Consider the following 12,581-nt stretch of genomic DNA (forward strand, 5'->3'; position numbering starts at 1 on the left):
TTCGCAACTATTCTTTAGTACCCGTACCACCAGCGTTATTGCTGTCGGTATTCGATCCATCGGAAGAGTTTGACGTGGTGCTCGTCGTACTGGTTGTGCCCGTCGTCGAATCAATCTGGGCAATCGTTCCAGTCGCCTTATGCTCCAAGCTCAGGCCAGCGCGGATGTAGTCCGTCACCCGCTGAAGTTCGGTCCTCGTCATCACTTCCATACTCTGACCGTCTAAAGTTTCACCGGTCCCCTGCAAGTGTGTCGTCTTGATGTGCTTCGTCGCCGACAGATAGTCCTTGGCCAACGCCGTCAAGTCATTAAAGGTCAAGTCAGTTTGCGTTTGCTTGGTTAATGAACTGACGAAATCCTGATTCAAGAGAGTTGAAACGGAGCCGGACTTGTGAAGTAAGGCCATGATGACCTTTCGTTGACGCGTCTGACGGCCGTAGTCACCTTGCGGATCATCGTCACGCATCCGTGAGTAAGCCAAGGCTTTCTTCCCATTCATGTGGGTCTTAACACCCTTTTCAAACGTATAGCCACCGTAGCTGAAGCTCAACGTTGGCGTCAGCGTCACCCCGCCAACCTCATCAATAATCTTCTTCATGCCACCCATGTTGATGATCGCGTAGAAATCAATCGGCACATTTAACATCTTTTGAACTGATGTAATCGCCGTCTTGGACTTCCCATAAGCATAGGCCGCATTAATCTTGGAAAGACCATAGCTTTCGTAGCCGGGAATGGTCAAGGCCGTATCACGTGGAATGCTGGTAATCGTGGTCTTATCGGTCTTCGGATTAATCGTGACAACCATCATGCTATCGGTTCGGCCAGCAAAGGTCCGGCCCAGGGCGCCGGTATCAGTACCCATCAACAGAATCGAAATAGGTTTCTTGTTCTTCAATTGCTCATCAACATTACGAAGCTTGGTCACACCGGAGGGCTTGTAGGCACTCTTGACGGTGTTTTTTAGGTTCTGGTAACGATGCATGCCATATGCGGTACCCCCGACGAGCAGGGCTAGAATCAACGTTAAAATAATATTTCGGATTGGATGATGCTTTCTAATCGGTCGTTGTCGTTTCTCCATGGTATTGGTTAAACCACCTTTCGTCCACCGGCTTAGTTACCAGATGGGGTTAATTTGTTCTCGTATTAATCGACTTAACTATTATAGTGGGCTTTTCTTAACGCTACCTAAGCCGGCCCTAATCTTTACCAAAAAGCAAGGGGTCATCGGCCAAGCCGTAACACCCCTTGCTGTCTAATGTTGCGTCATTAAGCTTGTGAGTCTTGTTCGGCGAGCGCCCGCACTCGGCTGTGACGATAACCATAGGCCGCGTACACGACCATCCCGATGGCGACCCAGATACCAAATGCTTGCCACGTGAATGGCTGTAGCTGCGTCATCAGGTATACGCAGGCCAGAAATGACACAATGGGTAGGACAGGATAACCAGGCACCTTAAACGACGTGTCAAGGCCCTTAAATCGCTCGTCATGTCTAAGGAAGACAATCCCTAGGGAAACCATGGCAAAAGCAGACAACGTCCCGATATTCACCAACTCGGCAATCTTGTCGATGGGGATGAAAGCAGCGAAGACACTCGCGATGATCCCGAAAATCCAGGTATTGGCTACGGGCACGTGCGTCTTCGGATTGAGCTTCCGCAAGGATTGGGGTAACAGACCATCACGACTAATCGCAAAGAGCAACCGCGTCCCCCCGTAAGACATCACAATGAGCACCGTGGTCATCCCCACAATTGCGCCAAATGAGATGACCCCGGCCGCCCAATTCTGGTGAATCAGACTGAGCGCTAAGGCCACGGGATCGGCCACGCCTAATTTGCTATAGTGAACGACGCCCACCAAGACGGCTGAGAGACTGATATAGAGCACGGCAGCCACCAATAGTGACGAGATAATCCCAATTGGCATATTCCTTTTAGGATTCTTCACTTCTTCACTGGCGGTGGAAACGGCATCGAACCCGATGTAGGCGTAGAACGCCACCGCGGCCCCCTTGAAGATCCCATGAACCCCGAACGGTAAGAATGGCCGGTAGTTCGCTGGTTTAACATAGAAAACGGCAATCCCGATGAACAGCAGGATCACGAGAATTTTAACAATAACCATGATGTTGTTGATACGAGCGGATTCCCGAATCCCCTTTGAGAGGAGCCAGGCAACGAGTAGCGTAATCGCTAGCGCCACAATGTCGACGCCCCCGCCCTTAACGCCAACCGTCCCCGCAGCCGCTTGTAAGTACGGTGGTAGGTTCAAGCCGAAGCCCGCTAAGAGATTCTGAAAGTACGACGACCAACTCACGGCCACCGAGGAGACCGCAAAGAGGTACTCGGAAATCAACGCCCACCCGAGGATCCAGGCCAAGAATTCGCCAAAAACCGCGTAGACATACGTGTAGGCACTTCCAGCCAGTGGAATCGTCGAGGAGAACTCGGAATAACACAGGGCAGCCATGGCACAGACTATGACGGCGATCAGGTAGGAAAGCATCACTCCTGGTCCCGTGTAGTTGGCGGCAATCAGTCCCGGTGTGATGAAAATCCCGGACCCGACAATGGCGCCAATCCCCATTGTTGTCAGACTAAACGCCGTGAGCGTCTTTTCTAGTCCTGTTTTCTTATACAGGTCGGTCTGGACCTGTTTCTTGATAAATAGGTGCATGGGCTTAGCCATGGCGCAGCCTCATTTTATGAGTAAATGATGAGATTTCGATTAATCCAATTGTAATAGTGTAATTTTTTTTGGCCCGAATGTCAATAGAAAATTGCCCAAGACAACCGATTCGGCCCACATTAAAGGGGCCCCACATTGTGAGGCCCCTTCGCGTAAACTTTCTTATTTTTTAAGGGTGGCGTCGAGTTCTTCAACACTGTCGATTGGTCCCACCACCGTTAACACATCATGGAGCCGGACGACATCCGTTGGTTGTGGTGAAATGTTAATGTCCTGCCCATGCTGAATGGCAATCACGGTCAGGTCAAAACGTTGCCGCAGGTTTAGCTTGATCAGATCCTGGTCCACGAAGGTGGGATCGGTAATCACCAGTTCGGCCAGCGTGTATTTATCACTCAGATCGATAAAATTCAAAATGTGATTCGACAGGAGCTTGCGGACAATGCCGTGGCCCATGTCGCGTTCTGGAAAGACCACCTGATCGGCCCCAACTCGTTTTAAGACGCGACCGTGGTCGTTGGTTTCGGCCTTAGCAATGACCTTCTTCGCCCCGAGTTCCTTGGTCAACATGGTCGTCAGGATACTGGCCTCCATGTTATTCCCAATTCCCACGATGACATAGTCAAAGGTATCGATGTTGAGGCCACGCAGGACGTCCTCATCACGGGTATCCGCAATCAACGTCTGAGTGGCAATATCCATCACCTCATTGACGGGCTCCTCGCGAACATCGACGGCCAATACATCTTGATTGGTCTCTGCCAACGTTTCAACCACGCTCTGACCAAAACGGCCGAGACCCAGCACTGCAAAACTCTTCTTCATCGTTTCGACTCCTTAACCAATTAGAATATTTTCTTCCGGATAGCGAATTAGATTCTGTTTAACTTGTCGCTTCGACAGTGAGTACAGCGTGGTGAAGATGCCGACTCGGCCGATGAACATCAGCAACATGATCACAACTTTGCCAATGACCGTGAGATGTGGCGTCAGGCCGAGACTGAGGCCCACGGTCCCAAAGGCCGACAAGACTTCAAAGACAATGTACTCCAACCCATAACGAGACGGAATCGTTTCCGTCTGCGTCAGAATCAGCGTTGCTATCGAGATGACGACACTCGCCATAAAGATCAGGAGAAGTGCCCGACTCACGTTGGATTGGCTGAAACGCCGATGGGCGAACTCCGCATCTTTTTTCCCCCGCAGTTGTGCGATACTTTGAATCATCAGAACCCCAAAAGTCGTGGTCTTAATCCCCCCGGCCGTCGACCCAGGCGTCCCCCCAATAAACATCAGAATCATAATCAGGAAGATACTCCCAGCATGTAGACTGTCGGTCGGCAGTGAAATCAGCCCCGCCGTTCGGGGTGTCACACTGAGGAACAACGTGTTAACGGTCCGATTAAACCAGGATGTCCCCGCTGGTAACCAGTGGAGGTTACGCTCCGTGACCAGCAACATCAGAAAACCTACAATAAAAAGTGAAATCGTCGTTGTTAGGGTCAGCTTGGAATTTAGCGTTAAACGATGCCGTTCATGATAAAGTAAGAGATCCCGCCAAACCAAGAACCCCAATCCACCGGCGATAATCAGAACCGTCGTCACCAGGAGTAGGTAGGAATCATTGCGAAAGCTCATGAGGCTATTTCCGAAAACGTCAAAACCCGCGTTACAAAAGGACATCACCGAATGGTACCCAGAGACGTACAACCCCCGGCCCCAACCAAAACGTGGCACCAGATCGAAGGCAAACAACGCCATCCCTAGTAACTGAAACAAGGCGGACAACCCGATCACGTAGCGCATCACACTCTTCGTGTCGTGTAAATTTTCCAAGTTCAAGGATTCCTTGACCATGATCTGCGTCGACAAATTCAGATTGCGGCGCATCACGTTAAAGAGCAGGACGGCGAAGGTCATGTAACCCAACGCCCCGATCTCTGCAATGACCATGATGACGACTTGACCGAACGTGGTCCAGTTGGCCGCCGTGTTCACCACCGTTAGCCCCGTAATACAGGTTGCCGAGGTGGCCGTAAAGAGCACGTCAATAAATGCCGTCCCCTGCCCGCTACGCGTCGCAATCGGTAAGCTAAGGAGTACCGTCCCGATTAAAATAATCAGTAGGAACCCCGCCACCATTTTCTTCGACAAGGTATCAAAGAAAATCGAATAGAATTTTGAATGTTGTATTTTGTCCATAACCGCCCTTATCCCGTCTAACTATACTTATCCTTAAGTCTAAGACATCCCCAGAGGGAACACAACACCCATTCCGGAGAATTCTAGAGTTAGCGGTGACACTAAAAAAAGCACCGCTAATTCAGTTACAGAATTAGCGGTGCTTCGGATGTCACCATCCCGTTAATTAACATCATTGTTGAAATTAGTCTTTATGGGAAAACAGAACAAACTCGTAGACGGCTTCACCGTGTTGCGTTCCGCCCAAACCGATTGACGTGTGTTTGGCACTCATCAGATACGGAACAGCAAAGGCCGGACGGTCAATGTCACTTCGATGCATCCAAGAGTTTTCAGACCCAATTCCCCATTCTCGGCCATTTTTGTAGTGCACGATTGGATTGGATTTAGGCGCAATATAGTGGTCTTGAATCCAGCCAGCATGCGGGGTGCCCTCAGGGTCTCGCTTAAACTTACTGCCATCCTTGAGCATCCGATCACTGTTCTTTTGCGCAATTTTGTCCAACTTAGGATCTTCCTTATAGGGTTTTAGGCCTTGGGCGACACGATCCTCGTTGATAGCTGCGACAGCGCTCTTCCAGTAAGCCTTCACACTGTACTTACCATAGCCCCACTTGTTCCAAACATAGGTCGAAGCCACGTAACCTTTGACCTTGCCATCCTTAGATTTCAAGTAATTGTACGTGGCCACTTTCCCATTGGCCTTGCGCAAGGTAACCTTCTTAGTCGCATAGAATTTAGTGTAAAGGTATTTGGTCATGTGGTGAGTCTTGTGGGTGAGAGTTGTATTTGAATACATCCAGCTCCCACGGACGTGGACCTTACGCTTGGACTTGTAAGTTGTGGTCTTAACCATCTTGGCAGCCTTAGCCTTGGCTAACGCCGTGTCAGCTGGTGTCGTAATCGCCGACAACCCCATGACAGCTATTCCCAGTACAGTTAAGGTCGAGAAAATTATTTTTTGAGCTTTCATGACTGCTTCCTCCAAATTATGTCCTTATCGAAACCGATGCTTAGTCTTTATGCGACAGGATAGCGAAATCATAGAGTTCTTGACCATGCTGCATCCCACCAAAACCAACCTTGGTTTGCTTAGGATTCATCAAATGAGGGATGGCGCCAATGTCACGCCATCTGTCGGTAATCCGCATCCATGAAAGAATCTCCCCTTGACCCCACTGCGATCCATTCTCATACGCAATAATTGGGATCGATCTAGGCGCAACATAGGCATCTTGAATCCAACCAGCGTGTGGCGTATCTTCGACATTGCCCTTAAAAGACTTCCCTTCCTTGCGCATCCGGTCCGCATTCTTCTGGGCAATTTTGTCCAGCTTAGCGTCTTCCTTTAGCGGTGCGGCGCCATTCTCGGCCCGAAACTTATTGAGCTCCTTCACAGCGCTTTTCCGGTAAGCTTTCACGCTATACTTACCATACCCCCACTGACTATAAACATATTTTGTCGAGACGTAGCCCTTCGTCTTACCGTCCTTGGACTTCAGGTAATTGTATGTAACTTTCTTGCCATTGGCCTGACGAATCTGAACTTTCTTCGTTGCATAGAACTTAGTGTAGAGGAACTTCGTCATGTGGTGATTCTTACGCGTCAACTTCGTGTTTGAATACATCCAACTGCCAGTGACGTGCACTTTTTTCTTCGATTTATAAGTGGTCGTCTTCAAAACCTTTGCCGCTTTAGACTTGGCAAAAGCCATGTTCGCGCCAGTCGTTACGGTGGTGAGCCCCATGGCAGTCACACTGAGAACCGTGAGTGCCGAAATCATCATCTTTTTCGCTTTCATCCTTGATACCCTCCATTTATGTTATCTGAATCAAAATTAGCAATGCCTACATCCGAACAAAAAAGTTAGCTATCACTTTGCTTTCTGTGGCCGCGAACTGGGTTCCACTAGGATTCTAGGACTCACTCTCGACTTAGGTTGGATCGCTTCTTTGGCCCGTCGCTGCGCGCTAAACACCAACGTTTAGCAAACTTATCGTCAAAGAAAGTCACCCATTAATAGAGTACATCCCCTTAAATATAAAATACAACGAGCAAACAAGTTGACTCGGTAATCCATCAAAATGTTTTCGGGTTAAAAATATATCTCAGGATGATACTTCATATGTCCAATATTATCAATAAATCACGGAAAAATCAATATTACATATACCTAATGCGTGTAATTCTGTTACAAGTTTTTGCTACCCTAAACGGAGGGTGAAAACTCATGACTGTACAATTCTTTGGCGAGAGGTTAAAAGCCGTTCGCAAACACAAGCGTTTAACGCAACTCGAACTATCTCAAAGGCTTGAAGTCAGCAAGGGAACGATTTCGGCTTACGAACAAGGCCTGTCCTATCCCTCGATTGAAACACTGACCAAGATCTGTGATGTCTTGGACACCTCATCAGATTACCTACTTGGCAGAACCGATGATTTACCCTTTAGTCTCGGGGGGCTGACTGATGAACAAGTCGAAAGTGTGTTACGGTTCGTTGCCTTAATTGAACGTGCCAATGAGATTATCGACAAAGCATAGATCAATGTAACAGGCTGTCTTCTACAGGAAGGCTGGCCTGTTTTTTTATGGTTTGTTCCAGCCCCAATCCCTGATTGCACAAAAAAAGCCCCCACCATAATGGTGAGAGCTTTCCCCAAATAGATAATATCGAAATATTAACGCTTTGAGAATTGGGAAGCTTTCCGGGCCTTCTTGAGACCTGGCTTCTTCCGTTCCTTCATCCGTGGGTCACGAGTCAAAAGACCCGCACGCTTCAGCGGACCACGGAAGTCTGGGTCAACTTCGAGCAATGCCCGAGCGATCCCATGACGAGTTGCACCGGCTTGACCGGAGAAACCGCCACCGTGAACAGTAACTAATGCATCGTAGTTACCGAGCGTTTCCGTAACGTTGAATGGTTGTAAAACAACTTCACGAATGCTAGCAAATGGGATGTAATCCTCAATTGCCTTCTTGTTCATAACAATCTTACCTGAGCCTGGTACTAAACGCACCCGAGCAGAGGAGTTTTTACGACGGCCAGTGCCGCGATATTGAACTTGTGCCATTTTGGTTTCCTCCTTAGATTAGGTTAGTGATGTCTAATACTTCCGGCTTTTGGGCTTCGTGCTTGTGGTCTTCACCAGCATACACATGAAGCTTCAATGCCATCTGATGACCTAAGGAGTTCTTAGGAAGCATACCTTGGACAGAAGTTTCGATCAATTTTTCTGGGTTTTGGGCCCGGAAGTTACCAGCAGTACGGGACTTTAAACCACCTGGGAAACCAGTGTGGTGGTAGTAAATCTTGCCCGAAGCCTTACGGCCAGTCAAAGCAATCTTGCTTGCGTTGATAACAATTACGTTGTCACCAGTGTCCACGTTAGGGGTGAACGTTGGCTTGTTCTTGCCACGTAATACAGAAGCAACGACTGAAGCAAGACGTCCTAAACTAACGTCGGTTGCATCAACGATGTACCATTTGCGGTTAATATCGTTGGGTTTTGCCATATAAGTTGTACGCACGTTATATTCCTCCATAAATCTGAGTTTGTCTGACACCAAGTAAACTTTCCGGGGCTTATCGTGGGGCAAACAATACCAATGACCATAATACAAAGTTTTCACCCTAAAGTCAATGATTGTTTATGCCCTCAGCGAAATTAGCGCTGTCTTTGCGGTAATTTTGTCGGATGTTCGGGGTCTTCCCCCTGGTAATACACATGTTTTAAGTAAAGTCCAGCTGCGGGTACCGTTCGCCGGGCCTGCTTGCGATCCTTGACCTGATAGAGGCGAAGGATATCATGAACGGGTCGGGTTCCGGAACCAATTTCGACCAATACCCCAACCATAATCCGGACCTGATTGTACATAAAGCCATTTCCATAAAATTCGAAGACGAGCTCGTGGTTCGCCTCGTCAATATGGCAGGTTGCCTCATAGATGGTCCGCACGAAGGTCCGAGTCTGGGCTCCAGAGGCCACGAAACTGGTAAAATCGTGTTCTCCGACGAGATCACCCAAGGCCTGATTAATCTTATCTAAGTCAACTGGGAACTTCCAGTGGCCCGTATAGTTGCGTTTAAAGGGATTACGGAATTCCCCCATGTCCATGCGATACAAATACCGTTTGCCGGACACGTCGTAACGGGCATGAAAAGTTGCCGGAACAATCTCAACGCGTCGAATCTCCATATCCATGGGTAACATGCTATTAAGGCCCTTGCGCATACTCTCTTCCGGAATCGTAAAGGGAAAGTCGAAGTGGACCACCTGAGCCAAGGCGTGCACGCCGGCATCCGTTCTCCCCGACCCATACACAAGAATCTTGGGATCTGGATTCTTAGCCATTTTGTTAATGACCTGAGTCAAGACACTTTCGACGGTCCGGCGATCCGGTTGGCGTTGAAAGCCCGCAAAGTTTGTTCCATCATACATCAAAGTAATTTTATAACGTGGCATGTTTCCTCCTACCAACGACGTGTTGCTAACATGGCCGCTACGACCATGAGAAAGACAATCCAGGTCATCGTATCCCGCCGTTGCCAAGTTAAAATACGATATTGACTGCGATGCTCGCTGTCGCGATAACCGCGAGCCTCCATGGCTGTCGATAAATCTTCTGCCCGGTTAAAGGCACTCATAAATAGTGGCACCATTAAGGGAATGAAGGACTTGGCCTGCTTGATCAGACCACCTTCACCAAAGTCCACGCCCCGTGCACGTTGGGCATTCATAATTTTAGTTGCTTCATCCATCAACGTGGGCACAAACCGTAGCGCGATCGCCAGCATCATTGCCAGCGTATCTACAGGAATGCGCACCCAACGTAGCGGTCTCATCAGCGAGGACAGCCCCGTGGCAATATCCAGAGGTTGCGTTGACAAGGTCAAGAGTGTGGACATCATGATAATTAATAAAAACCGAATGAAAATCACACCCGAATTCACCAGACCCGCTTGAGTAATGTTAAGAATTGTCCAGTGAAAGTAGACGTGGCCCCCCGCCGGACTGAATAGCAGCTGAACCACCACGGTAAAGGCGATCAGCCACAACATGGGCCGGAGTCCCTTGAGAAAGAATCCCAAACTGATTTTAGACGACAAAATAGCCGCCAAGGTAAACCCAATCAGGATGGCATAGCTCAACCAAGAGTTGGCGAGAAATACCACAATGAGATAGCAGAAACTCAATAGGAGCTTTGACCGCGGATCCAGGCGATGGACAGTGGAGTTCAAGGGTAAGTAACGCCCAAAGATAAAATTACTCATGTTGGGCCCCCATTCCTGGCCAATGTTGCACCAATTGATCGGCCAACTGATCGGCGGTTAGGGGTAACTGATCCCACTTGACGCCTCGCTTGTCGAGTTGTTGCGCAAACTTCGCTGCCCGAGGAACCGCAATGTCACTGCTCTGAACCCATGCTGGGTCATTAAAGACCTCCTGAGGGGTCGCACAGGTCAGGAGCTTACCAGCCTGCATCACCGCCACCTCATCGGCATAGGCGGCCACATCCTCCATCTGATGCGTGACCAAGATGATGGTGAGTCCCTGTTCCTGGTGCAACCGATTGAAGAGCGTCATCATTTCTTGACGTCCCTGGGGGTCCAGTCCCGCGGTCGGTTCATCGAGAACCAAGACCTTAGGCTGCATGGCCAATACGCCAGCGATCGCCACCCGACGCATCTGTCCCCCGGACAGTTCGAATGGTGAGCGGTCAGCAAAACTCTCGTCTAACCCTACCGTTTTTAACATGTCCAAGGCGCGTTGATTTGCTTCTTCCTCACTCAAACCAAAATTCTGTGGTCCAAACGCGATGTCCCGCTGAATCGTCTCCTCAAACAATTGGCTTTCCGGAAATTGGAAAACCATACCTACATGGCGGCGCAAGGGTTTCAAATCGGCATTCGTCGTCTGGGGAGTAATCGTGAAGTCATCGACGGTAATTTTTCCCGTAGTTGGCTTCAAGAGGGCATTGATCTGTTGAATCAGCGTGGACTTACCACTCCCGGTATGACCGATAATCGCCAGGTAGCCATGGTCGGGAACGGTAAAGGAAATATCACTCAGTGCAGGGGTCGCCATCGGCGTGCCGGCCTGGTAGGTATACCCTACGTGTTCGAAAGTGATTGCCACAACCATTCCTCCATTTCTGTCGTCGTTTGATAACCCGTAGGAACCGTAATTCCCCGGTCTTGTAAGGCTTGTTTTAATTTAGCAGTGAATGGCACGTCTAAGCCCAAATGAATTAGCCGCTCACCCTGAGCAAAGATTTCGGCCGGTTGCGCTTCTTCCACGAGCTTGCCATCATCAATCACCAGGACACGGTCGGCACTGGCGGCTTCGTCAATGTCATGGGTAATGGAAATGACCGTCAGATGCTTCTCTTCGCGGAGACGTTGCACCAAGGCCAACATATCTCGCCGCCCTTGTGGGTCCAGCATGCTGGTCGCCTCGTCCAAGATCAGAATGTCAGGGGCAATCGCCACAATTCCGGCTAAAGCCACCCGCTGCTTCTGCCCACCGGACAAGGCCCCTGGTTCGCGCTGTGCGAACGTCTGCATGCCAACCTCATCGAGGGCCGCTTTAACACGTGGAACCATCTCAGCACGCGAAATTTGCCGATTCTCGAGACCAAAGGCGACATCGTCCTCAACCGTGGCCCCAACGAACTGATTATCGGGATTCTGGAAGATCATACCAATCTTCTCGCGAACTTCCCAAACCGTTTCCGGGGTTAACTTAATCCCCCCTACGGTGACCGTCCCCTCACTGAATGGGAGAAGACCATCAACGGCTCTCGCCAATGTAGACTTACCACTACCGTTATGACCGACCAGCGCCAACCACTCCCCCGCCTTCACGGTGAAGCTAATATCATCCAAAGCCGGCCGGCCATCAGTATCCTGATAACGGTAACTCAAGTGTTGTACATCAATAATATTTTCCATTAGCGCTGTCGATTCTCCTTTTGAAAAGTCACCGGTAATTATACCAAATATCTCGACATTTACGAAACTTTCGGGTCCTTTAGCCACCAGGAGAAACAGGTAGCCGCCAACCAGTCAACGGCCTATGTAATCGGCCCATCTCAAATTTTGGGCACAAAAAAAATCACTAACAAACCAGCGGCGCTGAGGCGATTGCCCCCATTCAAGCTAGACTCGGAAAAAATCCATCATCATAACGCTCTATACCACATGATCCTAGTGATTAATTTGTAACCGTGAGTCGTTTAAGGGACGACCCACCCTTTGACCATTGCCTAATTAAAATTAGTCAACGAATTCTAAGATAGCCATTGCGGCACCATCACCACGACGAGGCATCGTCTTCAAGATACGCGTGTAACCACCTTTACGGTCTGCGTACTTAGGTGCTAATTCGCTGAATACCTTTTGTAATGCACTGGTAACAACAACATCGTCGTCATCTTCTTTAACATCTGCAACAACGTTACGGATGAAAGCAGCAGCTTGCCGACGAGCATGTAAATCGCCTTGCTTACCTAAAGTAATCATTTGGTCAGCCGTCTTGCGAACTTCTTTAGCACGTGCTTCAGTCGTTTCGATGCGGCCGTTTAAGATTAAACTAGTGGTCAAATCACGTAATAATGCGCGACGTTGTGAACTAGTCCGTTGTAATTTACGGTAACTCATAACCAGAAACCCTCCTTTGA

General features: G+C 49.1%; 14 protein-coding genes. 1 reads left to right on the forward strand and 13 read right to left on the reverse strand.

Annotated elements, in window-relative coordinates:
- Window positions 1-7: 7 nt before the first annotated feature.
- From IV54_RS10215 to IV54_RS10240, 6 genes are all read right to left on the reverse strand, one after another.
- On the reverse strand, window positions 8-1,084 hold the full coding sequence (locus IV54_RS10215; RefSeq protein WP_057879229.1) for an LCP family protein: 1,077 nt from the start codon (window positions 1,082-1,084) through the stop codon (window positions 8-10).
- 188 nt (window positions 1,085-1,272) lie between these two features.
- Entirely contained in the window at window positions 1,273-2,697 is a 1,425-nt protein-coding gene (locus IV54_RS10220; protein ID WP_057879230.1) for an APC family permease, read from the reverse strand.
- Window positions 2,698-2,859: 162 nt separating this feature from the next.
- On the reverse strand, window positions 2,860-3,522 hold the full coding sequence (locus tag IV54_RS10225) for a potassium channel family protein (protein WP_057879231.1): 663 nt from the start codon (window positions 3,520-3,522) through the stop codon (window positions 2,860-2,862).
- 12 nt (window positions 3,523-3,534) lie between these two features.
- Entirely contained in the window at window positions 3,535-4,899 is a 1,365-nt protein-coding gene (locus IV54_RS10230; protein ID WP_057879232.1) for a TrkH family potassium uptake protein, read from the reverse strand.
- A 184-nt stretch (window positions 4,900-5,083) separates the two neighbouring features.
- Window positions 5,084-5,872, reverse strand: a complete 789-nt coding sequence (locus tag IV54_RS10235; protein ID WP_157054405.1) for a CAP domain-containing protein — start codon at window positions 5,870-5,872, stop codon at window positions 5,084-5,086.
- 40 nt (window positions 5,873-5,912) lie between these two features.
- Window positions 5,913-6,701 (reverse strand): CAP domain-containing protein, encoded by a 789-nt coding sequence (locus IV54_RS10240; protein WP_057879234.1) that lies wholly within the window; start codon window positions 6,699-6,701, stop codon window positions 5,913-5,915.
- Between the two features lie 429 nt (window positions 6,702-7,130).
- On the opposite strand from IV54_RS10240, the gene IV54_RS10245 reads away from it, so the two are divergent.
- A complete protein-coding gene (locus IV54_RS10245; RefSeq protein ID WP_057879235.1) occupies window positions 7,131-7,442 on the forward strand; it encodes a helix-turn-helix domain-containing protein in 312 nt (103 codons plus the stop codon).
- Between the two features lie 137 nt (window positions 7,443-7,579).
- Here IV54_RS10245 and rpsI read toward each other — a convergent pair whose 3' ends face one another.
- From rpsI to rplQ, 7 genes are all read right to left on the reverse strand, one after another.
- Window positions 7,580-7,972 carry a 30S ribosomal protein S9 gene (rpsI, locus tag IV54_RS10250; RefSeq protein ID WP_057879236.1) on the reverse strand — a complete coding sequence of 131 codons (393 nt, stop codon included), beginning with the start codon at window positions 7,970-7,972 and terminating at the stop codon, window positions 7,580-7,582.
- A 13-nt stretch (window positions 7,973-7,985) separates the two neighbouring features.
- Window positions 7,986-8,429, reverse strand: a complete 444-nt coding sequence (rplM, locus tag IV54_RS10255) for a 50S ribosomal protein L13 (RefSeq protein WP_057879237.1) — start codon at window positions 8,427-8,429, stop codon at window positions 7,986-7,988.
- A 137-nt stretch (window positions 8,430-8,566) separates the two neighbouring features.
- A complete protein-coding gene (gene truA / locus IV54_RS10260) occupies window positions 8,567-9,364 on the reverse strand; it encodes a tRNA pseudouridine(38-40) synthase TruA (RefSeq protein ID WP_057879238.1) in 798 nt (265 codons plus the stop codon).
- A gap of 8 nt (window positions 9,365-9,372) precedes the next feature.
- Window positions 9,373-10,173 (reverse strand): energy-coupling factor transporter transmembrane component T family protein, encoded by an 801-nt coding sequence (locus tag IV54_RS10265; protein ID WP_057879239.1) that lies wholly within the window; start codon window positions 10,171-10,173, stop codon window positions 9,373-9,375.
- Entirely contained in the window at window positions 10,166-11,038 is an 873-nt protein-coding gene (locus IV54_RS10270; RefSeq protein WP_057879240.1) for an energy-coupling factor ABC transporter ATP-binding protein, read from the reverse strand. Before IV54_RS10270 ends, IV54_RS10265 begins: the two co-directional genes overlap by 8 nt.
- The gene (locus tag IV54_RS10275; RefSeq protein WP_057879241.1) at window positions 11,014-11,853 is read right to left on the reverse strand and encodes an energy-coupling factor ABC transporter ATP-binding protein; all 840 of its coding nucleotides are present in this window, start codon (window positions 11,851-11,853) and stop codon (window positions 11,014-11,016) included. Before IV54_RS10275 ends, IV54_RS10270 begins: the two co-directional genes overlap by 25 nt.
- 324 nt (window positions 11,854-12,177) lie before the next feature.
- Complete coding sequence (gene rplQ, locus IV54_RS10280) at window positions 12,178-12,561, reverse strand: 50S ribosomal protein L17 (RefSeq protein ID WP_057879242.1); 384 nt, start codon at window positions 12,559-12,561, stop codon at window positions 12,178-12,180.
- Between the last annotated feature and the right edge of the window lie 20 nt (window positions 12,562-12,581).

Origin of the sequence: Levilactobacillus paucivorans, assembly GCF_001437125.1 — a bacterium.
Taxonomy (GTDB): domain Bacteria; phylum Bacillota; class Bacilli; order Lactobacillales; family Lactobacillaceae; genus Levilactobacillus; species Levilactobacillus paucivorans.

Bases quoted from the DNA above. Each gene is read 5' to 3' on its own strand.
- IV54_RS10235 (WP_157054405.1), bottom strand. From the start codon at position 5,872: ATGAAAGCTCAAAAAATAATTTTCTCGACCTTAACTGTACTGGGAATA.
- IV54_RS10240 (WP_057879234.1), bottom strand. From the start codon at position 6,701: ATGAAAGCGAAAAAGATGATGATTTCGGCACTCACGGTTCTCAGTGTG.
- IV54_RS10245 (WP_057879235.1), top strand. From the start codon at position 7,131: ATGACTGTACAATTCTTTGGCGAGAGGTTAAAAGCCGTTCGCAAACAC.
- IV54_RS10230 (WP_057879232.1), bottom strand. From the start codon at position 4,899: ATGGACAAAATACAACATTCAAAATTCTATTCGATTTTCTTTGATACC.
- rpsI (WP_057879236.1), bottom strand. From the start codon at position 7,972: ATGGCACAAGTTCAATATCGCGGCACTGGCCGTCGTAAAAACTCCTCT.
- rplQ (WP_057879242.1), bottom strand. From the start codon at position 12,561: ATGAGTTACCGTAAATTACAACGGACTAGTTCACAACGTCGCGCATTA.
- IV54_RS10225 (WP_057879231.1), bottom strand. From the start codon at position 3,522: ATGAAGAAGAGTTTTGCAGTGCTGGGTCTCGGCCGTTTTGGTCAGAGC.
- IV54_RS10275 (WP_057879241.1), bottom strand. From the start codon at position 11,853: ATGGAAAATATTATTGATGTACAACACTTGAGTTACCGTTATCAGGAT.
- IV54_RS10215 (WP_057879229.1), bottom strand. From the start codon at position 1,084: ATGGAGAAACGACAACGACCGATTAGAAAGCATCATCCAATCCGAAAT.
- truA (WP_057879238.1), bottom strand. From the start codon at position 9,364: ATGCCACGTTATAAAATTACTTTGATGTATGATGGAACAAACTTTGCG.
- IV54_RS10265 (WP_057879239.1), bottom strand. From the start codon at position 10,173: ATGAGTAATTTTATCTTTGGGCGTTACTTACCCTTGAACTCCACTGTC.
- IV54_RS10220 (WP_057879230.1), bottom strand. From the start codon at position 2,697: ATGGCTAAGCCCATGCACCTATTTATCAAGAAACAGGTCCAGACCGAC.